This window comes from Borreliella bissettiae DN127 (genome assembly GCF_000222305.1).
GTDB lineage: Bacteria > Spirochaetota > Spirochaetia > Borreliales > Borreliaceae > Borreliella > Borreliella carolinensis.
Genome location: NC_015916.1, coordinates 1 through 24,945 on the forward strand (window position 1 = coordinate 1; position 24,945 = coordinate 24,945).

General features: G+C 24.0%; 18 protein-coding genes and 4 pseudogenes. 13 read left to right on the forward strand and 9 right to left on the reverse strand.

Features of this window, described 5'->3' with window-relative positions:
- Positions 1 to 242 precede the first annotated feature (242 nt).
- Complete coding sequence (locus tag BBIDN127_RS06325; protein WP_014023098.1) at positions 243 to 488, reverse strand: hypothetical protein; 246 nt, start codon at positions 486 to 488, stop codon at positions 243 to 245.
- Between the two features lie 797 nt (positions 489 to 1,285).
- Here BBIDN127_RS06325 and BBIDN127_RS06330 point away from each other — a divergent pair.
- Positions 1,286 to 2,110, forward strand: a complete 825-nt coding sequence (locus tag BBIDN127_RS06330; RefSeq protein ID WP_014023099.1) for a virulence associated lipoprotein — start codon at positions 1,286 to 1,288, stop codon at positions 2,108 to 2,110.
- 1,890 nt (positions 2,111 to 4,000) lie between these two features.
- The gene (locus BBIDN127_RS07865; protein WP_014023101.1) at positions 4,001 to 4,294 is read left to right on the forward strand and encodes an MFS transporter; all 294 of its coding nucleotides are present in this window, start codon (positions 4,001 to 4,003) and stop codon (positions 4,292 to 4,294) included.
- A gap of 1,722 nt (positions 4,295 to 6,016) precedes the next feature.
- Here the strand turns inward: BBIDN127_RS07865 and BBIDN127_RS07620 are convergent.
- Positions 6,017 to 6,181 carry a chromosome replication/partitioning protein gene (locus BBIDN127_RS07620; protein WP_233421659.1) on the reverse strand — a complete coding sequence of 55 codons (165 nt, stop codon included), beginning with the start codon at positions 6,179 to 6,181 and terminating at the stop codon, positions 6,017 to 6,019.
- 454 nt (positions 6,182 to 6,635) lie between these two features.
- Here BBIDN127_RS07620 and BBIDN127_RS06340 point away from each other — a divergent pair, with 454 nt between their 5' ends.
- Entirely contained in the window at positions 6,636 to 7,526 is an 891-nt protein-coding gene (locus BBIDN127_RS06340; RefSeq protein ID WP_044055025.1) for a S2/P23 family protein, read from the forward strand.
- Positions 7,527 to 8,188: 662 nt separating this feature from the next.
- Here the strand turns inward: BBIDN127_RS06340 and BBIDN127_RS07625 are convergent.
- Together BBIDN127_RS07625 and eppA are read right to left on the reverse strand one after the other, a co-directional pair.
- Entirely contained in the window at positions 8,189 to 12,052 is a 3,864-nt protein-coding gene (locus tag BBIDN127_RS07625; RefSeq protein ID WP_014023104.1) for a class I SAM-dependent DNA methyltransferase, read from the reverse strand.
- Between the two features lie 73 nt (positions 12,053 to 12,125).
- Positions 12,126 to 12,440 (reverse strand): annotated as a pseudogene (eppA, locus tag BBIDN127_RS06350) (exported protein A EppA); the annotation flags it as partial.
- 417 nt (positions 12,441 to 12,857) lie between these two features.
- Here eppA and BBIDN127_RS08020 point away from each other — a divergent pair.
- The 6 genes from BBIDN127_RS08020 (at position 12,858) to bdr (ending at position 16,771) form a co-directional block, all read left to right on the forward strand.
- Positions 12,858 to 12,992, forward strand: a complete 135-nt coding sequence (locus tag BBIDN127_RS08020) for a hypothetical protein (RefSeq protein WP_411431082.1) — start codon at positions 12,858 to 12,860, stop codon at positions 12,990 to 12,992.
- Positions 12,993 to 13,369: 377 nt separating this feature from the next.
- Complete coding sequence (locus tag BBIDN127_RS06355; RefSeq protein ID WP_014023106.1) at positions 13,370 to 14,287, forward strand: plasmid maintenance protein; 918 nt, start codon at positions 13,370 to 13,372, stop codon at positions 14,285 to 14,287.
- Complete coding sequence (locus tag BBIDN127_RS06360) at positions 14,280 to 14,840, forward strand: DUF226 domain-containing protein (RefSeq protein WP_014023107.1); 561 nt, start codon at positions 14,280 to 14,282, stop codon at positions 14,838 to 14,840. The genes BBIDN127_RS06355 and BBIDN127_RS06360 overlap by 8 nt, the downstream gene beginning before the upstream one ends.
- Entirely contained in the window at positions 14,813 to 15,568 is a 756-nt protein-coding gene (locus tag BBIDN127_RS06365) for a ParA family protein (RefSeq protein ID WP_014023108.1), read from the forward strand. The genes BBIDN127_RS06360 and BBIDN127_RS06365 overlap by 28 nt, the downstream gene beginning before the upstream one ends.
- Positions 15,569 to 15,663: 95 nt before the next feature.
- Positions 15,664 to 16,284 carry a chromosome replication/partitioning protein gene (locus tag BBIDN127_RS06370; RefSeq protein ID WP_014023109.1) on the forward strand — a complete coding sequence of 207 codons (621 nt, stop codon included), beginning with the start codon at positions 15,664 to 15,666 and terminating at the stop codon, positions 16,282 to 16,284.
- 181 nt (positions 16,285 to 16,465) lie between these two features.
- Positions 16,466 to 16,771 (forward strand): Bdr family repetitive protein, encoded by a 306-nt coding sequence (bdr, locus tag BBIDN127_RS06375; RefSeq protein WP_014023111.1) that lies wholly within the window; start codon positions 16,466 to 16,468, stop codon positions 16,769 to 16,771.
- Positions 16,772 to 17,506: 735 nt separating this feature from the next.
- Here bdr and BBIDN127_RS07875 read toward each other — a convergent pair.
- Positions 17,507 to 17,746: a P13 family porin gene (locus tag BBIDN127_RS07875; RefSeq protein ID WP_081462140.1), complete on the reverse strand. Its 240-nt coding sequence runs from the start codon at positions 17,744 to 17,746 to the stop codon at positions 17,507 to 17,509.
- 1,162 nt (positions 17,747 to 18,908) lie between these two features.
- Between BBIDN127_RS07875 and BBIDN127_RS06385 the strand changes: the two genes are divergently transcribed.
- A complete protein-coding gene (locus BBIDN127_RS06385; RefSeq protein WP_014023114.1) occupies positions 18,909 to 19,469 on the forward strand; it encodes a P52 family lipoprotein in 561 nt (186 codons plus the stop codon).
- A 434-nt stretch (positions 19,470 to 19,903) separates the two neighbouring features.
- On the opposite strand, the gene BBIDN127_RS07635 is transcribed toward BBIDN127_RS06385, so the two are convergent.
- Positions 19,904 to 20,302, reverse strand: a complete 399-nt coding sequence (locus tag BBIDN127_RS07635; protein WP_050792369.1) for a BlyB family putative holin accessory protein — start codon at positions 20,300 to 20,302, stop codon at positions 19,904 to 19,906.
- Between the two features lie 39 nt (positions 20,303 to 20,341).
- A pseudogene (locus BBIDN127_RS08025) lies at positions 20,342 to 20,938 on the reverse strand (BlyB family putative holin accessory protein); the annotation flags it as partial.
- A 506-nt stretch (positions 20,939 to 21,444) separates the two neighbouring features.
- Between BBIDN127_RS08025 and BBIDN127_RS07730 the strand changes: the two are divergent.
- Entirely contained in the window at positions 21,445 to 21,594 is a 150-nt protein-coding gene (locus BBIDN127_RS07730; protein ID WP_014023118.1) for a hypothetical protein, read from the forward strand.
- A 15-nt stretch (positions 21,595 to 21,609) separates the two neighbouring features.
- Here the strand turns inward: BBIDN127_RS07730 and tnpA are convergent.
- Positions 21,610 to 21,981, reverse strand: a pseudogene (gene tnpA / locus BBIDN127_RS07340) (IS200/IS605 family transposase).
- A gap of 71 nt (positions 21,982 to 22,052) precedes the next feature.
- Here tnpA and BBIDN127_RS07645 point away from each other — a divergent pair.
- Positions 22,053 to 23,186, forward strand: a pseudogene (locus BBIDN127_RS07645) (RNA-guided endonuclease InsQ/TnpB family protein).
- 198 nt (positions 23,187 to 23,384) lie between these two features.
- On the forward strand, positions 23,385 to 24,092 hold the full coding sequence (cspZ, locus tag BBIDN127_RS06405; RefSeq protein ID WP_044055026.1) for a factor H-binding protein CspZ: 708 nt from the start codon (positions 23,385 to 23,387) through the stop codon (positions 24,090 to 24,092).
- 299 nt (positions 24,093 to 24,391) lie between these two features.
- Here cspZ and BBIDN127_RS06410 read toward each other — a convergent pair.
- Positions 24,392 to 24,945: P12 family lipoprotein (locus BBIDN127_RS06410; protein WP_014023121.1), on the reverse strand; the 554-nt coding region annotated here is incomplete at its 5' end.

The window sequence follows — 24,945 nt, forward strand, 5'->3', positions numbered from 1 at the left end:
TGATCTTTCAGAAAGCTAAACTTTAACCTCCAAAAAGCCAAAAACTTAAAAACCTAGGATTTTAGGAGAAAAGTATCAAAAACTATTCTCCTCTAAAAGATTGAAATAATAAGTTTCTAAACAAAATTAGTAAAATAAACAAATATAATTATAGTATTATATTTGGCTTTTGTAAGCTAAAAAGGAAGCTTAACAAAAATGCACAAATAATAACATACTAACATTTATTATATTATTAATCACTATGTTGGGCGCAAAAGCAGACTAAGACGTGCTCCAATTATTATAAAAATCCGACACTGACCAAAACCTTGTATAACCCCATCAAGACCCCTAAACCCAATTTCTATACAACTATTTTTAAAAAAGTCTCCCATCTTGAATATCATATCAACCTCTTTTGCAATATCATCCACATATGCTAAATTTTTGTTTCTGTAAGTTAATTCAATTAAATTTGCCTTATTTTGCACATTATCAAAAAGCATCTAGATTACTTTAGAAATAATAAACATAATACGTAAATTATTACCAATTTTATCTTTTCTCAAGAATTGTTAAATACTGAATCATTATACTTATTTATGGAAATTAAATATTAAAATTTAATCCTTATAATTATAAATAAATACATACAAAAGAATTCTAAAGCCTGAATACTTACCTATGTAAAAGCTTCATTTAAATTGAAATGTTTTGTGTTCAAATTAACAACTTTTAGTCGATTTTTTAGCCCGATTATTATATCTTTCATTATTAATTCTTACCCTATTTGTGCTTTTTATAGCACAATATTGCTTTAAATCATTATTATCCTATTAAAGCCTTAAAAACTAATAAAAAGGCACCTGGGTGGATTATTTGATCATTTTAATGCTATACCTTTAAGCTAGAATTCACTTATTTTTCAACAGATCTATACTAAACAACGACCATAGATACTAAATCTACAAATAAATTAATATTACATCAACATGGTAGTTACCTTTCGGTTTATTTGTTTAAATACTTTCATTAGAATAACTTCATAGAACCATTCGATAATGCCTTAAAATACTCTACAAATTATTTACAATTTCAAAGTTTTTAAATCTTTAATACAATAATCATCAAAATCTATTCACAAATAACACATACTATTATTTAAATAAACAAATTTAATTAAATTTATATCAAAATAAATTTTTTAAAAAAGCTTAAAATAATATAAAACTTCTGGTAATGAAAATACTATATTGATTATTTTATTATCTTAAATGTAAGATAATAAATAAGGAGAATATTTATGAAATATAATATAATTGTAAGCATATTTGTTTTTTTATTTTTAAATGCTTGCAATCCAAATTTTAACACCAATCAAAAAGATATGAGGGATCAATCTAGTAAAAAAGAACTAAAATCCAATAAAGAGGGATTAAAAACCAAAACAGCAGTAAACCTAAATCAAGAAGCAAATCCAAATCAAGAAGAAGCCCCTAATAAAAGAATAAAAAACACACCGATTGAAGATCTAAGAAATTTAATAGAAACAGCTAATATAGATAGAGAAAAATATGTAAAAAAATTGGAAGAAGAACCTTTAGACCAATATGGAATATTGGCTTTCAAAAAATTAGTTTGGGTGGGAAATTTATCAGGTGAAAAGATAGCCGATAATAGCGAGAAATCTAAAAGATATAGAAAATGTATTTATGCCACCTTAAATGCTATTGACACTAATAAATTAAAGGAACTTTCAGAAATTATAATATTATCAGAACAAACACAAAGCCTATTTAATATCTTTAACGGATTTGGAAGTGCTATTGACGACGTGATTGTTTATCTATATTCCAAAAAAAACACTATAGATAAACTAGACACTTTAGACTTAGAAAAGCTTAAAAATTCATTTGAGAAATTATTATCTACAAAAACAATCGTTTCAGAAATGTTAAACCAACTTTTATTAGATTATCAAAATAATAAAAATCTTATAAAAACAAATTCCACTAAGCTCAAATCTCATGTAATTGAACTTTACAAAGAACTTATAAAAAAAAGGGAAGAATCAGAAAAGATAAAAAGCGACATATTTTCAATACATACCTTAAAAATTATATATTGAAATTGTTATAATGCAAAAAACTATCTTCAATAAAAGGTAGACTTAATATTTTAACTAAAGATTCCAAAGAATTTTCCATCTATAATTTACATAAACTTTAGGTGGAAACAAGCTTTGTCAAATTGATTTATTAGTTTTATAAATATGCTCCTTCATGATGTTTATAGAAACTCCCTTCCAGCAGAAATAAGATGCCTTGAAGATGCTATTTTTAGATTGTTAATAAATTTAAAAGCCAATATTATGATTAAATTCTAGTAATAAGCAAACTACTATTTCTACAATCTTTAATTTAATAATATTAATTCAATAGATTTAATATTATTAATGATATATTCTTTAAATATGGGCTCTTTATTATTCATTTTTATAAAGATAAAAGATATTGGGCTTAATATTGCTAAACTATATTTTAATTTTTAAACAAAATTTATCTAAAATAGATTATTTTGAGTTTTGCCATTGGGAATTTAAGACTTAATCTGAAGTATAGTTCAACATTAAAAAATATTAGTATCAATCATATATATATATATACCCTTCTCATGAGTCAGACATAAACATAAAATACTTTGGGGTTTTAATTCTGACACTGTGCTTTTAAAAAACTTATGCGGTATCAATACCATTACTGTAATAATCAAAATATTAATGTATAATTGGCTCTTCGCACAGATAGTGTTCGTTCTTGTTTTTGACTTAAATTGGAAAATTTTTAAATTTAATGATGAAAAGCTTGCAAGTGTGTCGTCATTAATGGATTTGAGCATGACATGTAATTGTTGAAGAAATTTTTTCACGTTGCCATTTTCAAGTTGAGCAAATAAATTTTCTATTTTACTATCATCATTATCATAGCTAAGTCCTTGATTAAGCTTATTTTACAACTTAGAAGCCCTCGGGCATCTTTCTTTAAATTTTATAAAAACTCTTTTCTTGATTGCTCTAACTCTTTTGAATACCGTTTATTTTGAACCAAGTCCTTGAAAAATCTAAGGAGCTTATGTTCGATTACGATCAAGACTACTAATAAATATTGTTTATATTGTTTACCTGCTCTGAATTTTTGTTTTTATAAAATATAATAATAGTTTATAAGGTTTAATATTAGAACAATAATTAGATACTTTTTTAAAAAACACAATTTTATATCCTTTTGAACTAAATAAAATTTATTTCTCTTTATCTAGATTTAATAAATTATTCATATAGCACATGCTTTTATGCATAGTGCACATTTAGACAATATATATACAAAAGTAGAAATTAAAGCAACTGATTTGTATAAGCTAGTTATTTTTTAACCTTGGATTTTGTACCTAAGTTTACTAAACTTATAGACAAAATAATGCTATATAAAAGTAATATATACCTATTTTTTAACTTAAAACATGAGTTTTATTTTTTTGAAGTAAAAAATTTTAAATCTAGAAGATAAAAATGAAAAATATTTTGTTTTGATTATTTTTTTAAATTTTTAATATCTTATGCAATAAATATAATTTTATATTATTAATTGATATATAATAGGGATTGAAATTATGCTCAATAAGAATATTTTTATTAACTCAAAAATGCAACCAGCATTAATAGTGCTATCATTATATATAATAAATACTGTTTACCTTTAGTTAATAAATTTTGTATTGAAAATACTATTTCACTTATAAATATTGGATATCTTAATGATTTCTCAGTTATTGGTCCATTTTATATTCCAAATATCTCATCTTGCTACTACTGTACTGACATAGGTATAAAAAAGTCACCATCTTCTAAATTAGAAAGTAAAATAATATTAGCAAATAAAGACCCCATGCTATACTAACTATTATTTTAATAAATAAAGGGTTATCACTAAAAAATATTGCTATAGTACAAATTTGCTATATGGCAGCAATTATTATTTTTGAATTTCCATCAGGAATAATATCAGATATTTTTGATAGAAAAATTGTTTATTTAACATCAATTTTCTTGCTAATGATTTCTTATTTTATTATTTTTAAAGCTTCTTCATTCATGCTTCTTTGTATTTCGTGGTTTATATATGGGATGTCAGCTGCTATTAACACCGGGACAATCGATATTAGTTTTACTAAAATAAACCAAAATAATTCAAAAAAGCTAAAAACTTTTATATCATTTGTAAAAATGATAATAAGCACAATAAAGAAAATTTAACTTTATATCTTATAAAGATTACAAAAAAATAATAATATTATTATAATCTAAAGAACTTTTAAAATTATTTATTTTAGAGCGCTATTCAATTTTTTTATCAACCTTTTTATTTATACTGGCAAGCAATTTTTATTGATAAAAATATATCTATTAATATATTCGGAATTATATATGTACTATTCCGTGTATCAGATATTAAGGAGCATGGATATTTAGAAAAATTAAACATTCAAAATATGATATTTATATTATTTTAGCTATAATATTTTTATTATAAGTTTTAATAAAAATAATTTCACATATTTACATATTTATTACTATAATCATATTTTTAGCGATTTTAATTTCTGTTTATTCTAATAATTTAGAATATTTTTTAAGAAAAAATATAGATTCAAAAGTTTTAGGAACTATAAATTCTATTAATAGTACATTACTCGTATATTTTAATTTTTAGCACTAGACATATGTTCAATTTTAACCAATTTTATAAGTGCTATAAATACATTTGTTTTATTAATACTTATTTTTTGCACATTATCTATTGTTGTGACATATAAATTTAAAAATAATAAAAAAAGTTAAGAAATAGATATTATTAACATCCTTCTTAAAGAAAAGACATTAAAATACTTGTGTAAGGTATTTATTAGTGCTTATTAAATCCTTTTAAAACAGATATTATATTATCTATTTATTTTTGCTTATTAACTGTAAAATTAATTACTTTAGAATAATAAAAACATTTATTTTAGATAAACTAATTTAAAAATTAAAATATAGTTTATTTAATATTAAGCTACATATCTTTTATCTTTATAAAAATGAATAATAAAAGGTCTTTATTTAAAGTAATATAGATAATCTTGAAAAACCCTCACAAGATGTAAAAACTAAACATACCAATAGAACTAAATTTAGAAAATATACTTAATGACTTTAATCAAATTAATCAAAATTAAAGTATTAGTAATCAACATGAGTCAAAGTGAAATAAAAATAGGAGACTGAATCACATGATTATGTATTTAAAACAAATAAAAGCGGGCTATATTGAAATTAAGAAAATTAACAAACCTTATTAAAATCTGGTCTTGAAAAACTAAACCTTATTATTAATAATACTAAAATAAATAATGTTATAGGCGTTTTTAGGAATTTTTTAGTGTTGTACTTCAGCAAATTTAAAATATAGAAAAGCTTGCTAGTTTTTCTTCAAATATAATAAGGAAGATAAAAGAATTGATAGAAAGAAGCCTAGAGCTGAGTGTATCTTCTAAAAAATAAATACTTTGACTGCAACTTGCCCTTGGCTTATCGCCTTGTCGCCATTATCTATCTTTTAAGTTTTTTCTTAAATTCTTTTATTTCTTTTTCATACTTAGAATATATTCTAAAAGAGAGGTTTAGGATCACTTTCCCTATTTTATCCTCTAATTCTTGATTTTTTATCAATCTCTTTTAATTTTAGATCTTCAACTTGCCCTTATAGATGTCCATAAAGCTTGCATTAATTCCTATTTTTGGATAAATTCCTGATCCAAATTTTCCAAAAACTCCAGTCCACTCTTCTTCTTTTATCTTATCTTTTGTATATAAAAATCCTTTAACTTGTTTTTTTTTAAATCTTTACACCATTTAAATTATTTTTTCTTGAGTAGCTTTATGGATATCAATAAAATCATTTTTTTGCAAATATTGATAATATTAAATAAATAGCATTTATTTAATATTATCAATAAAAACAGCACTTTTTAAAACTTTTTCATAAACTTTTAAATACATATAGGCCTGAGTTTTTACTACTACAAAAGATTTTATAAACTGTTCAAAACTTTTGAAACCATCATATTTATAAAGGTCTTTTTCTTTAACTTTATTATTAATAACATCTTATAACTTTAATTTTAATTGTTCTTTTAATTCGCTTTAGACTACTAGATTTTTATCCTGATTAGTATTTAAAAATATATCTTTTTAATTTTTGATACCCAAGGTGTCAAAAATTATTTTATTCTTAATCGAGTTCATTAAAAAGTTTCTTCCTAGTTATTGAATAAAACCAAGATTCGTCTTTGGTAAAAAGTCAAGCTTTAAGTATAAATATTCGTAAATATTTTTAACCTAAAAATAGAAATAATAAATATATGATTAATTTTTCATTTTAATACTAGTAAAACTACTTAGATGAGCTACTATTTCTAAATTAAAGATTATAGAATAAGTAGTTCATTTTTTTAGCTAACTCTCTTCTGCGTAGAATAAAAAAATGTTTTATGAATTTTTAATATTAAATTACTGGAGTAATGCTTTAGAAATTAATTAAAGCAAAAAGAATTTTATGAAAAAGAGTATAAGTATTTTGAATATATTTTTCTTTATATCATTTTTTTATTCTTGTGTTGTAGAATCAAATTCTTTAAAAAACATCAAAACTGAAGGTTTAGACTTTGAGCTAAGTGAAGAGAATAATGAAGAAGATATTAAAGAAGATAATGAAGAAGATATTAAAAATATTTCCTGTATTAACGAAGAATTTGGTTCAAGCGAAATAAAAGAAGGAGAAGTTTGGGGTGGACTATTCACAGGAAGTGTTACATGGATAAAACCTAATAATTTAAGGGCTATAAAAGACAGATATAATAATTTAATTGAAGATCTTAAAGGACTTAAATATTCGTATATTTTTTCGCCCATTCGACTTAAAACTTTTTCTTGGTCATTGTTTAGTGGCGACACTTATCATATCAATGATGATAACTATAAAATAATGGGTATAAAGGTTCCAATAGCTAAAATAATAGCATTTGAGTCAACCAAAGAGTTTGAAAAAAGATATGAAGTTAAAAATCTAAAGTTAATTTTTGAAGGAGTGAATTTTGATTTTGAGAAATATAGAACTGATGGTTTTGCTAAAATTACTTTGAAAGAAGTTTCAAGAGAGGCTGGATATATTAATTCATATAATTTTGGGGTTTTTAATGATGCTTTAACAGATTTTTTTACTCTTTTTATAAAAAAGAGTAAATGTAGTTATATGCTTGCCTATCTTACTATAAAAGATAGGCAAGCTAGTAAGGATAAAACCCATGAAATTGTATTAGATCTAAAGCTATTTAATGATGTTGTTAAGCTAATATTTGCCAAGTATCCAGATTTATCAAAAGAAAAATTAAAGCTTCCTATTGATTTGATGAATAATAAATACCCTAGTGAAATTTTTAATAAATAGATTTATTTCTTAGAAAATACTAGAAGCACTTCAAAAAGCAAAATAAAAGATGATAAAGAAAATAAATACTGTAGAAGTTAGTGATATTGGGAATAATTTAGAAAGATTAAAAAGTTATTTAAAAGAAATTAAAAGATAACTTGAAAATTCTAAAAAGGAAGAGATAACTTCTAAAGTTATAAAATGTGGAGTATTTAGCATATATTGTCTTAAATAATACTTAATTGATTTATTAATATAAAAAAATCAAGAAGATATTATTAAAACATGTTATAAAAAAGATGCTTTTTTTAAAAAAAAATATTTCTAATTAATTAATATAAAAACCTATAAAAACTCTTTTTATAAATTACCAATAATTTTTACTAAATAATCTTCTTTGGCCCCATATACGCATCACAAAAAGAATTACGAAATGTCACTAATATATACTTCTCTACGACTTTCTATATGGATTACAAACTCTTTATTTTTAATAATCTTCTTTAGCTTTAAAAAACAACTAAAATGATACATTTCTGCATTTTAAAATATATAAACATTATTTTCTTCTATTTCTAAAAGTTTTTTAGCTTATCTACTGCTTTCTTTAAGAACAACTTTGCTAAAAATAACTTTTTCATAATTTTATAGTAATATTTTTAGTAAAAACATATATTTTATTAAGTAAATAAAATCTCTTTATAGCAATTAACTAAACTTGAATTGTTAAGCTTATTTATTCTTAAATAATTCTCATATCCTTTTATTAAAGACGAAATATAGACTTCTCCTTTTTTATTTTTTAATACCTCAAAGTCATTAAGTAAAATCCTAAAATCTTCTTTGGTCAGTGAATAAAGACGAGCTACAATAAAATTATTTTCACTTTCTTTTTCTTTAAAAAATTCATCTTCCGCATTTAGATTTAGTATTTTATTAACTTTTTCTTTATCAAACTCAAAATATTCTAAGTAAAGTAAATATTTAAAGTTCTCGGGATCATTTTTGGCTATCAGTAAAGAAGTATTTTTTGCAAGATTTAAATATAAAGGATTACTTAAAATTTCTTTTTCTTCGGGTTGAGGCATTGGGCATTGATAAAGGCATGATTTTAGCACATTTGAATCAACAAATCTTCTTAACAAAAAGTCAAATACAAATGAGTTGAAAATAGATATAATAAATAATTTTTTATAAAGTGATATTGGTGTTTTCTCATAATTTATATACATTGAATTCACACAATAACAATTTCCAGGAGATAAAGTACTAATCATGGTTCTTTCATTTGTGTTGCTTGCAATTGCTCTATAAAATACTCTTTCAGTTTGATATTGGTTATCTTTAGTTAATACCTTTTTCAAATCCTCTTTATCTATCCATAACAATTTAGAGCTTTCTTTTGCATCTTTATCTTCAAAAAATCTTGAATTAAATTGATGGATATTAGCTCCAGAATAAAGAAATATAAGATTTCTATTATTATATTCTTTTAATAAAGATTTACGATTCTTAATGCTTGGATCTAAGCCTTTTTTAAAATCAACATATCCTTCACCAAGAGTACTAAATTTGCTAAACATTTTGTTAATAAGAGTAAATTCTTCATTGTCTTTGAATTCTATTATTGATTCTTGAATAGGAGATAGTTTTTTAATTTGATTTATATTTAATTCAACTCCTTTATAAGCATCGTCTTTACTATCTCTTAAATCCCTAGTTATTTCTTTTAAAATATTATCACTACTCTGAATCATGAATTTTGCTTTAAAGCTCGATGTAGATTCTTTAATATTGCTAAGTTGAAATATTACAAATTTAAAACGAGAATCTACATCTTTAAATCTTTTTTTATTTTCAAATTGATAAATATAGTTAAGTTTATAGTGAGCAAATATATGTTTTCTTAGTATTCTAGAACTAGATTCATTCCAAATAGCTGAAGGAACTAAATAAGTTAAATTACCTTTTTCTTTCATTAATTTTAAATTAAATGTAACAAAGTATCTAAAAAGATTTGGGTCTCCACCACTAGTAAAGTCTTTAAAATCAAATTTATAAATATTATTAATGGCAATTATACTATTTTTTTCTTCATTATATTCAATGCTCAAAGGATGATTATCTTTGCTAAGTATTTCTTGCTTTATTTTATTTTGTTCTTTTATACCTAGTTTTCTGTAGTTAGGAATATGTTTTGAGAAAAACTCTGTTTCATTAAATTTAGTTTTCTCCCATGGAGGATTTCCAATTACAATATCAAATCCTTCCTGAATATCTGGAAATTCAATTCCATAGTGAAAAAATTTACAGTAGCTACTTAATTTTCTAATTTTTTCTATTTTTTCTTTATCTTTACTAGAAGTTTTATTACCCAAAATATTTTCAATTAAACTAATTACAGACGCAATATCGCTAAATTTCATATTTAAAGATTTATCAAAAGATAATGAATAAAGTTTAATTAAAGAAAATATTATTCTTAAATTATCTATATCTTTACTTTCTTCATATTTTTTGTATATCTTTTTAGATTTTTCTATGTCTTCTTTAGTAGTATCATTAATACCTTTAATTTTTTGATAGATATCTTCTAAAATAACTGTAATTTCTTTAATTCTTTTTTTAAACAAAGAAAATCCACTCTCAAATTTCTTTTTTACAATATTAAAAAATTCGTCTTTGGCATATCCTAGTAAGGCATTTCCTACTTTTATATGGTGCTCAATAAAGCTTAGTGGTGTTCCAAAAATAAAGGTATTAATCCATAAACTTAGCATAGTAATTTCAACTGAAATAGGATTAATATCAACACCATAAATACACTTCTTTAGTAGCATCCTTTTAAGTACTAATTCTTTACTTATGCTATCTTGAACATCATATTCTTCACTTTCTTTAATAAGAACCCTATATTCTTTATCAAGCTCTTTTTTTACATCTTCAAATTTATCTAACTCATACCATACTTTCTCTGTTAAGTATTCTAGACAAGAAATTAAAAAATGACCTGATCCACAAGAATTATCAATGATTTTTATATCTAAAGGGGACTTGGTTTTAAGCTGTTCTTCAATTGATGATGTGACCATAAAATCAGTTAAGTCATCTGGGGTATAATATGCTCCACTTTTCTTTCTATCAAGCGATCTAGATGTAAGATAAATATTCCCTTTATAGTATGTAGCAACTTTGTTTGCCTGCTTGTTTGCAAGCTCTTCTTCGGTACGAATGAGATAAGCCCCGTCTTCAACAATACGATGAACAGTAGTATCTGCAATTCTTAGGTCATATTCAAGTAGAGTTTCGTACAATTCTCCAAAACTTTTAGGATCTAACTTTGAATACTCTACAAATTTTTCATCTTTAATATTTTTTTCTTCAAAGAAAAGTATTTTAATTAGTATTTCTTCAAGTTCACTAATACTTAGCAAACCTTCATTATTTAAATATTTAACCTTATCTTCTGAAAATAACCCTCCATTAAATACAGGAAACTTTATTACATCACTTCCTTTATCAAGTAAATTGAAAATTGTTATTATTTTTTTATATCCTAATTTCTTTTTTGTATTTTTATCATAAAAAAAATACCTAAAAGATATAGAAGATCTGTATAGCTTATTTTCCTTTAATATTTTTTTAAATATGTCATTATCTTCAATATATGCAATAAAAAATATTCTTAAAATAAAAATAATTGATTCTTCAAGAATGCTAGCTAAAATATGCTGAGTAATTTCTTTGCCTGATACTTTGAATTCTTTGTCATATATATTTTTTGCAATTTTAAATACTATAGAGTCATCAGGCCTCTCATAAAGCATCTCTCTTAGAGTTTTTTGGATTATCTCTTTTTCTTTAGATATTTGTTCTTTTTCAATCTCTATTACATTGCTTGTCTTTAGGTATCTTGTTTTTCTTATAAGGTAGATGAATAAAATAAACCATTCTTGTTCTTTATATTCTTCTTTTTCTTTAATTTTAGAAAAATTAAATTCAATATATCTTTTTTCTCCATAAAGGACTTTTGATTTGTCATATAATCTCCATATCTTTCCACTTGAAAGTATCCCATAATGTTTTTGATATTGATTTAGATATCTATATAGCTGATCTTCTGCTTCTTTTATTTTATTTTTAGTGTCAAAACTAAATGATGGGCGCTTAACTTCTACTATAAGTAAGATATCTTCGGCTAAAATAGGCTCATTATTTTTTTTAGCTTCTTCTAATTTATTATTAAAATCTACTCTGTCTTTATCATTTTCAAAAAGTAGTATATCTACTCTGGAATCCACCCCTTCTATTTGCCCAACTTTTTGTTGTTCTACTGAATAATTTAGTTTTTCAAATATAGATCTTAGTAAAGACTCTATATTTGCTTCTGTTGAATTATCATCTATTGAAGAAAGTTTATTCTTTATAAGAATAAAAAAGTCTTTTAGTTTATTAATATTCTCTTTTTTTATAAAATCTTTTGATAGTTCTTTATAAAGAGATATGTTTGGATCATTTGTTTTTATAATGTTATTATTTTTCATTATTTATGCTTATAGTAACCATTTATGTTATTTATAAATCTTTTTTAGCTTTTCTTAATACTCACAGCATATCCTAAGATTGGTTTTTTTTAAAAGTTAAAAAACTAATCTTAGACAAGTTGACCAAAACTTGTTTTAATATTTGTTTAAATATAAATACTTTATTGCTAGAATAAAATTGTTCAAACCTATTGCTAGCTTTTTCTCCATATTTCTCAGCAAAATCAATTTTATACAAGTCTAATTGTATTAAATAATCAAAAATTTGATCTGAATAACCAGCCATAAGACAAATTATTATCTTAAGCTTAATAAATATTAGCGTTATTAATTTATTTTTCATGAGGCAACCCATAACATCAAGAGCATCTAAAAATACTTTTTTCTTTAATCCTAATTTTTCTTAAACACCCTCTAATTTGTGAAGCATGGGCAAAAAAAGGTTTCTATCATTTTCATTTTCAAAATCATAATTATCTAGTCTTTTGTTAATTAATTCTTTAGAAACATCTTATTCGGAATTATGCAAGTAATAAAGATATAAAAATCCTTGCAATAATTTATCAGTACAAAAACAACATAAATAATAAACATTTTTTTGTTCATAATTATCCTCTCCTAAAATTAAAAAATAACCCAAAGTTCTTAATTTACAATTTTTAGCAAGTAGCGGGAGAAGGGAGAAAACCAATAATCCTAAACATTTGCTAAAAAATGAAAATAAACTAAAGGAAACTATCAAAAAAACAAAAAGGCTCTTTAATATAATTAATCTGGATTAAAAGTTACTAAGCCATATAAGAAAATTTCAAATCAAAGAAAAGATTTTTTACATAAATTATCTTATTACTTTGTAGCTAAATATAAAAATATAGCAATAGAAAACTTGTCAACTCAGGGCATGCAAAAAGGATGTTTAGAGAAAGTATTAATGATTTAGAACGAACGATATGTGATTGTAACACAATTATCATATAAATCAGAGTGACATGGATCCTCTTTATAATATAAAGTAGATAGATATTCCCCATCAAGTAAACTATATAGCAACTATGGTATCAAAAATACATCCCTAAATCTTAAGTTTTATTATTATAAAAAAATAAAAACTAAGGTAAGAACTGCCTGAAGTAAAGCTCGTGGATCATGCTATGAGGGCTACCCGTTCTTGTAGAATCTAAAAAGCTATTATAGGATAAAGCAAAAAGCTATTTCTATAATTTTTGATTTAAAAATAAATAGTTCATGGGTTGAAATTAATCAAATATTTTGATTATAATAAAATTATTAATAATACACTGAAAATGGAGATTAAAAATGAAATCAGTTATATCTAACCACAAACACCAAACCTATAAAAACAAACTACTTAGTAAAATTTGTAGATTGAAAAAAATTATTTCAGTTATTATTTACTTAAATAAAGAGTTTGAAAAAAAATACAGTACCTCAATCAATAAAGAACACTTTACTTCCGAAAAAGTAAAAGAACTTGGGGTTCATCATCAAGGAGATATACTTCGTGTACTAAACTCAAATATATGTAAAGAAAATAAAAAAGAAACCACAATTAATACTCTAAGGCCAGATTTAAGATTTTTAGTTAAACTAAAAGCATTAGAAAAAAAAATACTAACATTTTCAAATAACTTTGGAGAATTTAAAGGAAAGCTTTGTATATATAAAGTGTCCCCTATTGCACATAAATTGATTGATGCATATTTTAGTAGCACTAAAGCAGACTTAATCAAGAAAGTAAAGGAAGAAAAAGATGTTTTTAAAAAAGAAAAAGGATATTTTGAACCTCAAAATATCACTGAAAATATCACTGTATATAATAAACTATATATAAATATATATAATAAGAATTCTATAGAAAGCTCTTTATTTAAAAGAATTAAATCAATAGCTTCTAACACTAAAAACCCAATTGCAACACTAAAAAATGCTTTATTAAACTATAAAGATTTTAAAAATTATCTAAAATATGATTATGTGGTTGAAGATATTAAAGAATTTTTCTTATCTAAACTAAATCTTTATAAAGATAAAATCCATTTTATGAGAAAAACGGCACCCTATAAAACTGATTTCTATATCCTTGCAGGAGAATTTAAAGATGTTTACACTACTAAATGGAAGAAAAATAAAAAAACGAGCTTTTCAGGACATGCTGGAATAATAGCAAATAATATTTTAGCTAACATTTTGACAAAAGGATTAAAATTTGAGTAGATTACTTGAAAAACTAAAACAAAAAAAAGCTTCAATAAAGATTAGTGACATTTTAATTAAGAAAGATGCTTTTAGTAAAATAGAAGAAATAGACGGCAAAAAAACATACTACACAAAAATATTTAAACATCTAATTGATTTCAGAGTTACCAACAAAGAACAAAGATTTAGGCTTGTCTTTCAAAAATTTAATAATAAAGATTATTATTTTTTTAATCTTTTTGCATTAGAAAAAAATGATAAATTTTTAGGAATAAAATATGGATGGGATCGTCTTGAAAAACCTTTATTTCTTAAAAAAGAAGATAATAAAATTTATGCAATAAAAAAACTATATCACATAGAATTTAGGTTTAAAAAAGGATCTATCAAGTCTTACATATTGTCTCTAAGAACTTTATTGAGAAAAAAAGAAAAAGAAACCACCGAGTACTATCAGTTTACACTAAATCATTTAGAAAAAATGGAAAGCAAAGTATATAAGTTTTACAATAAAAAATTACCAGATGGAGGAATTTTAAAAAAATGGGTATTAAAAAATCAGATATTATAACAATGGCTTCAATTAAGGGAGGAGTTGGAAAAAGTGTACTTTCTATACTTTTTTCTTATGTATTAAAAGAATTAGGCAAAAAAGTATTATTAATTGATTTAGATCCACAAAATTCTTTAACTTCTTATTTTAATAGATATATTTCAAATATCGAAAAATACAATGTTTACAGTATGTTAAAAGGAGATTTCCATTTTAATGAATGCATTTACAAGATTAATGATTATATCTCTATAATTCCCTCTCATCCCATTTTAGGAAAATTTAATTCGGAAGCCATTGATTATAAAGAAATTATTTTAGAACATCATTTAAATGAAAATATTCAAAATTATAATTTTGATTATGTTTTATTAGATACTCCTCCTAGTTTAGATTTTCTCTTAAAGAATGCCTTAAATGTTGCGAATTATATTGTAATTCCGGTTCAGGTGGAAATATGGTCAATAGAAAGTTTTACCATTTTGATTAATGCAGTTAATGATATTACAAGGTTTAGAAAGAAAATATACAATATTTCTATTGTAGAGAATCAGTTTATAAAAAATAGAAACACTATAAAAGAAGTGGAGGATTTGCTTTATAAAGAATATAGAGAATATATTAAAGGCAAGGTCCATTTTTCAAATAGCATAAAAGTTCTTATAAATGGACGATTAGAACCCTCTGCAAAAGAAATGTATCATAAAGAAATAAAAGATACTTTAAAAAATATTTTTTCTTTATAGTTAACATTTTTGTTAGCAATAATATTACTTATCTAGAGTTGTTCGATATCGGACAGGTAATTTTGCCAAAAATTACCTGAAAATAGGAGATATAAATGGGGAAAAAAGAAAATAAAAAGCAAGTAACTTTATATAAAAGGGTAGAAATCTCTACTGGCGAAGAATTAAATTTAGATAACAATCAAGATGAAGAATTGAGAAATTACAATGAACTAAAAGAACAGTTGAAATTAAATTTAAAATCCGATATTAATAATAAAATTCAAAGAATGAAAATTCTATATGAAATTAAGCAAAAAGAACTTTATAAATATGATGGTTTTAAAAGCTTTAAACAGTTTATAAAGTCTTATGTAATTGCTAGAAGCCAAGCATATATGTATTTGAAAATTTATGAGAAAGTTTTAGAAGGGGCTATTTCTATTGAAAAAGTTAAAGAAATGGGTTTTGTAGCTACATATAAAGATATACTAAAAAACAACTCTTCATATGCATATAAAGGAGATATGATTAAAGAAAATGTAGAAGAAGGGGATGATAACCCAAATATACCCATTAGAATTTTAATGAAAGACAAAGAAGTTTATGATTTTTGCAAAAAAGATACCAAAAGGATCTATTTTATTTTAGAGAGGCTGATTAAAGATAAAAAAAATATTTTGTCAGATCTTATGATTGATTATGAAAATCATAGAAAAGATAAAAGAAAAAATTGAACCCTTGATAATAATTGTATAATATATTATTATTAAATTAGGTTAGAGAACTTTTCTCTCTCCGTTTTCAGTAGTAAAATATTTGCCCATAAGGGCTTTTTTTGTGCCTGCTAGGTCCGAGCGAACTGCTATTTCTAAATTCCACATAAATAGGGGTATAATAAGTATATATTAGAGACAAATGAATGAAAATGATTTGTATAATGAGCTTGTTAGATTAGGCATGAATAAAATATTAGCAAGTGATTTAGCTACTAGATTTTATCATAATGAAATAACAATAAAAGATTCAGAGATTGTTAAACTAGAGCTTCAAGGTTTTGTAAGAGATGAAATTAGCATTGTAAAAGGAGAAATTAAAAGTTTAAAAACCGAATTCGATAGCAAATTAAAACTTAATAATTGGATGATAGGAATTGCATTAGCTTCTCAAGGTGCAATAGGCATTTTGGTTAGTCTATTCTTTTATGTATTGAATAAATTGTAAAATAAATAACGCGAACTGCTGTTTCTATAATCCTTTTTTAAAAAAAAAGATAGCTTCAATATATTTTTATTGATACTTATATAAATAAGTTATTAATAAGCATCTTAAGAGTTATAAAATATTTGTTTTTCGAGCCGCAAATACTTTTTCTGATATAATGAGAAAATATTTTATGAATTTTTGACATCAAGGAAATGGGAAGGGCTTTAAAAATTACTTAAAATAAAAAAAATTATGAAAGAAGATATAAGTGTTTTAAATATGTTTTTCTTTATATTATTTTTATTTTGGTTTTTTGGTGCCATGCTTTTCAAAAAGCATTAAGACTGGAATTTTGAATTTTGAGCTAATTAAATAGGATATTAAAGGAGATAATAAAAAAATTTATAGAGAATTTATTAGACAAGATTTTTTTGAACGATAAAGATTGTTTAAAAAGGTGTTTAAAGAATATTCTGATTTAAATTTTAAAAAAACAAAGCAAAACATATAAGTAATTACTCGCAAAATTTAAACAATTTTTATACAATTATCAGTGATTGTGTTTTCGTACTAATACGACCTTAATTGTCAATTTAAAAACCCGGTAATAATGTTTTGTTGATCGTTGTTAAAATTTAAAGTTTTCGGCGAAGCCTATTTATTATTAGCTTGTAAAATTTATTGTTTTATATTTATTTAATAACTTTTTTTAAACGACAGTTTGAATCCGCTTATTCCAATATCAAAATTGGGTTAAAAACCCGCAAGATCAATGCCAAGTCTTTTTTTAAGATTTTCATTATACTTATTTACACTTTTGAATGGAATAATAAGCGAGGTTATGTGGGATGCTGCAATCGTGTCCACTCCGCTCCTGTCCCTATTGGTGTGAATCCTGGTTATTGTTGTTGCGTTTTGTGCAGTATTACCAATAATATTTCCAGTTAGCCAAAGGATTCCTTTCCAATAACCGAGGATTAAGCACTGTGTCATTACCAGTATAATCTTCTTATATAAAGGATTCTATTCCTAAAAACAAAAATGAATTTAAAAGTAACGGTACGAGTGGATTTATTCTTTTTCTAATATATTTATCGTATTAAAGAGAACTTACAACACTTTTTCAATTCTATCTTGCTTATCTTTTGTGGCAAAAATTTGAATTGTCAAACCAAAAATTAATATTAATATCATATTTTTTGTTATCTCTTAATAATAAGTTTTGATAAGTAAAATATTCGTGCAATTAATAATAAATTAATATTAGCTTGTTGTAATCAAAAAAAGATTCTATTTTTATAGAAATTAATTTTTTAAGTTGTAAGTAAACACTTAATAATTTTTTGTTTTGAAGCTCAAATTTTAATATTTAATATATTGAAGGGTTTAAAGATGAATTAGGTTTTTAAAGTTACTTAGATTTATATAAGTTTGAGTCTAAAATGATTTTAGTAATTGTTCTGATTTAGCTAAATGAAGATTAATTAAAATCAAAAGAAGACCTTTAAAAAGCCAAACCTGAGATTGAAAGGCAAGTTAATAATTTGAAGCACAAAGAAGATTCTTAAATGAGCGGGACAAATATAGGAGGTTATTTAAACTATTTTATGAGAATAGTACTATCTACCAGTTATACATACATGCTCTTTGGGATTTTTTAACCAAGAAGTTAAAACAGAAAAGAGTAAATCTCTTTAGTTAATTAATGAAACTTGAAAGCTTGTTGGATATAAATAAGGCATTAATAAATGGCGGTATACCAAGAATAGTATTTTAAAGCAAGTTTACTTTAAAGCTTTTTCAATTAATTGAGAATCTAATCAATAAGTATGCTTAAAAGCAAGCGCCATTACATCTATATAATTTTTTAATATAAACATTAAGTTTGTGAGAATCATATAATTTAATTTTTATGTATGTATGTATTTATTTATTTATAAATATATTTTATAAGGAGATTATTTAAATATTTATTTTTCATAAATCAATATAATGATTTGTTATTTAACAATTTTTGAGAAAAGATAAAATTGGTATATGCTTGTTTTGTAGAGAAATCTATTTTAGTAGAGCTTTTTGAGTTTAGTAAAATAGTATTTGGATTAACTTATATATTTATAGATTACCTTAACAGTAAGATGGGGGAGAAGCATATATGGGGATTTTGGTTGGCATTTGTATAATAACATTAGCTTTATTAGGGTGTTATTTGCCTGATAAGCAGGAACAAGCCGTTCAAACTTTTTTTGAGATTGAGAATTTGGAAATGGAAAGTTATGATAAAGAGCCTGATGAGATTATTACTGAAGGTGTATTTTCTAATTTAAGATTATATGCGGCTGAACATCGTTTGTTAGTCGATATAAAAAAGACTTTAATTAGTTTAAAAGATCCTAATTATCGCGATGTACCTCCAGTGCCTGACTATAATGAGGTGTATTTTAATAAATTCTTTTTAGATTTAGGCTCTGAGCGATCTAAAGAACTGATTAAGTTGTTTGGCAAGTTAAAAAATGAGCAGAATAATAAATTTAAATACGAAGTTTATTGGCTTTATTCATGCATAAGGGCTTTATATTCTCCAGATATTAAGTATTCTGGTGAAGGGGGAAATGAATATTTTTATAATGGGAGGGAGGTTTTTATGCCTAGGCCCACTATTGATGAACAATATTTTAAAGTGAAGAAAGGAATAGAACAGTATGCTTTAAGATAATTTTCATTTTTAGTATTAATGTCTATGTAAGGATTAATGAATGAAATTATATAAAATATTGGGCTTTTAGTTATAAATTATTTTTTTTTAAATAAGATTTTTAGTATCTTAATAAGATAAGGCATTCTTAAATTTTATTTTCTATGGCTTTTCTTTTTTGATAAAATAAAAATCCTCTATATTTAGGGATTCTTAATTTTTTAATATTAATTAAATATTAAAAACTATTAATTGAGGACAATCTACATTAAATACTCTCCCCATTTTATAGCTTTGGAATCTATCTCTTTCTTTTTAAGATTTTCAAGATATTCTTTGATTTTTCCTAAATCACTTTTTAAGCTTTTTAAATCAGCTTAACTATAAGCCGGTGATAATTTTTAATAAATCTTCTGCTTTTGGTGCTAATTTGTTTGAAAATTAGGTTTTCATATTCAATTTATGTTATACATTGATGATGTGAGATTTTTAATTTTTGATATTTCTTGGTTTTTATAAATAGGTGTTCCTGATTCATCAAATTTTAGACCATTATGTATTTTGAGATTTTTATCATCAGAATTAACCAAATCAATAACCTTATTGATTTTTTCATTTAATGGATCGAGTTTTTTAGTTATTGTTGTTGGAGTTAATGCACTTTCAAGTCTTTCCATATTTGATTTATAGATTGATGTGTAATAGGAATACAAATCATAAACCAAAGAAAATCCTTTATGTGCAACCTCTCCAAATTCATTTTTGGATTCAGAAAATACGTTAATAAGATTCGATATAGACGTAAGTCCGAGTTCAAGATTATCTTTAAATAGGGTTTTTGATTTTTCGTTAATTGTTTCTGGTTTATTTTCCGATTTATATTTAATAGAATTAACCAAATCAATAACCTTATTGATTTTTTCATTTAATGGATCGAGTTTTTTAGTTATTGTTGTTGGAGTTAATGCACTTTCAAGTCTTTCCATATTTGATTTATAGATTAATATGTAATGATCATACAGTGCATAAACCAAAAAGAATCCTTTACGTGCAGCCCATCCAAATTCATTTTTGGATTCAGAAAATACGTTAATAAGATTCGATATAGACGTAAGTCCGAGTTCAAGATAATTTTTGGGTAGTTTAGGAATTGGTACAGATATATTATAATATTTAAATAGGTTTTTTAATTTTTCTTTAATTGTTTCTGATTCTTGTTTTATATTTTCTTGTTTCTTTTCCGATCTATCTTTAATTTTTTCTAATTTATGCCCAAATTGTTCTTTATCTTTTTCATTTATTTTATTCGTTAATTCTTGAATTTTTTTTTCAGCCTCTTCTAATCTCGAATCTTTAACAACGTTCTGAGCTATTTCTTTTGTATTTAAAAATTCTTCAATTTGGTTTTTTAGCTCTACATTACTTTCATAATTCTTACAGCAACTTGTTAGTGCAAGAATAGCATAAACAACAAACATTTTTCTAGTCATAATTATTGCCTTTCAAAATTAAATCAATCAAATTTCTTAATTTACAATTTTTTAAAAAATCTAAGCATAGATTTTTTAAAAAGTTTTCTTTTGTTTTATTTGTTAATTTATTAATAGTATTTGTATCATATGATGATAAACTTAATAGCATTAAGAGTATGTTGCTAAAATATTTTTTTTCATATTCTCTACTTGTAGAATATTTTCAAATTATCTAATCTTTATAAGATTCATATTATTATGTATATAAATATATTGCTATGTTTTATAAAACAAACATATATACAGTAAATCATGCAAAAGAAATAAAAATAGATTTTAAAAAATATCTTATAGTTGTAAGGGGTAACATAATCTACAAATACCTATATATCTATTTAAACAAAGTGATAGGTTTACTGTAGTTATAAATCATCAAAATAATTATTTCATAAAGAATAAGGGAAAGTGGTGTAGTTTACTGTAGTTATAAATATGACATAATTAAGTATGTGGAGGATATATATATGAGCAAAAAAAATAAAAAAAAATTATTTCTTAATGATAGAATTGAACATAATATTATTGGTAATTTATATAATTTAGATACTAATATAGATAAAAATTTAACTAAAAATAACAAAGAATTCCCCACCTATAATTTCTATGAAATTTAGGTGGAGATGAATTTGCTAATAAATAGATTTGTTTTGATTTTGAATATACTTTTTGATGAAATCAATAGAAGCTCCTCCAGTAGAGATAAGGCAATAACTTCTAGACCAAAAATAAGGTTTCCAGTAATACTTATCTAAATAAGTAGAATATTTTTTTCTTATAAGCCTTGAAGATACTGTTTTTAGATTGTTGATGAATTTAAAGGTTGAATATTGGGAGTAAATTCTAGTAATAAATGAATATGATCTTTATCATGGTTGAATTCATTAAGGGTTACTTTCCATAAATAACATATATTAATTATTATTTGGCAAAGAGAAGATGAAAGCTTAGCATTTATGCCGATATTTAGTAACTAATATTAGATGATAATTAATTGAATATATGCAGTGATTATTAAAATTTAGCTTTTATGACATATACACTAAGTATAAAATATTATAAAATAATAGAACATATGGGTATTAATAAAGCTTATAAGCATAGAATATATCCTAACAATAACCAAAAAAAATATTTTTCAAAAGTATTTGGATGTGTAAGATTTTTGTATAACAAAATGTTAAGTGATAAGAAAGATTATTATAAAAATAATAGACAAAATCTTATTACCTATCCAAGTAAATATAAAGAAGAATTTCCTTTTTTAAAGGAAATTGATAGTTTGGCTCTTTGTAATGTCCAACTTGACTTAAATTCTGCGTATAATAATTTTTTTAGGGAAATTAAAAAGGGAAATAGAACGCAAGGATTCCCTAAATATAAAAGTAAAAAAAATAGGCAAACTTTTAGAACCAATAATCAAAAAAGCTCAATAAGAATAGAAAATGGTTATATAAAGTTACCTAAAATAGGGTTTGTAAAGTTATGTCTACATAGACGCATTAAAGATAATGAGCATATTAAAAATGTAGTAGTAGAAAAAGATACTGATGATAAATATTATATTTCAATAACAGTTGAGTGCTTAGATACTAAAAATAACAATGAAACTAAAGGTGATAAAAAAGAAATAGTTGGTATTGATATGAGTATGAAACATTTTTTAGTAAGTAGTGGGGGTGAGAAAATCAATCATCCTAAATATTTATTAAAAAATGAAAATAAACTTAAAAAATGCTAAAGAAAACTATCAAAAAAGCAAAAAGGTTCTATTAATAGAGATAGATCTAGATTAAGAGTTGTCAAACTGCATAAGAAAATTTCAAATCAAAGAAAAGACTTTTTTCATAAATTATCTTATTACTTTGTATCCAATTATAAAAACGTAGTAATAGAAAATTTATCAATTAAAGGCATGCAAAAAGGAATGTTTGGAAAAAGTATTAATGATTTAGGATGGTCTGAGTTTGTAAGACAATTATCATACAAATCAGAGTGGTATGGATACTCTTTGTATAAAGTAGATAGATATTTTTCATCAAGTAAACTATACAGTAGTTGTCACATTAAAAATACGACTCTAAGATTAAGTGATGCTAGGTGGACTTGTAGTAGTTGTAACACTTTGCATGATAGAGATATAAATGCAAGTCTAAACCTTAAGGTTTATTATTATAAAGAAATAAAAACTAAGGCAGGAACTGCCTGAAGTAAAGCTTGTGGACCATGCTCTAGTGGATGACCGTTCTTTTAGAGCCTAAAAAGCTATCATGGAATGAAACAAGAAGCTATTTCTAAAATCTTTGATTTAGAAATAGCAGTTCACAGATATAGTAAAATTGTATTTATAGCAATATACTTGTGCTAGAAGCTATGAATCTCTAAAGATTTTAGCAGGAGAGAAAATATGAAAAAAATTTTTTTATCAATATACATGTTAATTTCAATAAGTTTATTATCATGTGATGTTAGTAGATTAAATCAGAGAAATATTGATGAGCTTAAAATTTTTGTTGAAAAGGCCAAGTATTATTCTATAAAATTAGACACTATTTATAACGAATATACAGGAGCATATAATGATATTATGACTTATTCGGAAGTTACATATTCTGATCAAAGCAAGGTTAATCAAGCTATATCTATACTTAAAAAAGACAATAAAATTGTTAATAAGTTTAAGGAGCTTGAAAAGATTATAGAAGAATACAAACCTATGTTTTTAAGTAAATTAATTGATGATTTTGCTATAGAATTAGACCAAGCTGTAGATAATGTGTCTAATGCCAGACATGCTGCTGATTCTTATAAAAAACTTAGAAAATCTGTTGTATTAGCCTACATTGAGAGTTTTGATGTTATATCTTCTAAGTTTGTTGATAGTAAGTTTGTTGAAGCTTCTAAAAAATTTGTCAATAAAGCTAAAGAGTTTGTAGAGGAAAATGATCTTATAGCTCTTGAGTGTATTGTGAAAACTATTGGAGATATGGTTAATGATAGGGAAATAAATTCAAGAAGCAGGTATGATAATTATTATAAAAAAGAAGCAGATTTTTTAGGTGCTGCTGTAGAACTTGAGGGGGCTTATAAAGCTATTAAGCAAACTTTATTATAGATTAGGTGTGAACTGCTATTTCTATAATCTTTGATTTAGAAATAGCAGTTCACACGAGGTGATAGCATGAAAAAAATATTTAACCAAAAACAACCTTTTTTCTATAAAAGAAAGAATAGGTTTAGATTTTTATTTATATAATTATAAATGAGAGTTCAACAATGAAAAAAATAACAAGTTTAGTATTTATTATGCTGCTGTTTGTTCTGATTACTTGTAAAAATACAGTATCCGATGAAGTCATAAAAAATAAATTGTTAAATTCAATTGAAACATTGGGTAAAGAATTCTTTGTTTTTTTAGTTAAAACCTTCTAAAACAGTTTTTGCATGTTTAATAAGTTCTTTTATTTCTTTCTTTCTCCCCATTGGTTCAAGTTTTTTTAAAGCAGAAGATTCTAAATTATTTAAAGCACTTCTTGCGTCATTTAAAGCACTTCTTGCACCACTTGTAGCCTCTCTAGACAATTTTAATCCATAAGAAGTTCTATAATTTTTACTCTCTAATCTTTTAATAATACTTTCTTTTAACCTTTTCTGAGCGTTTTCAAACAAGAAAGCCGCAGAGCTTATTTCATTTTCTGCAATATCAATCATATTTATAAGCTGCTCAAGTTCAGTATGTATATTTAAATTATTTTGCAATTGTGTTAATTTATTTATCTTATCTCTATTGTTCTTATAATTCTCCATTAATGGTGTTTTTTTATTGTGAATCTTTTCAAATACATCATACAAATCAGCTTTTATTAAAGCATATTCATCTTTAAGTACACGTACTTCTCTAATTAATTCAGAAAATTTAGAGTTTTTAAGAAAATTTTCTTCTAAATGTTTAATTGCTTCATCAGCTT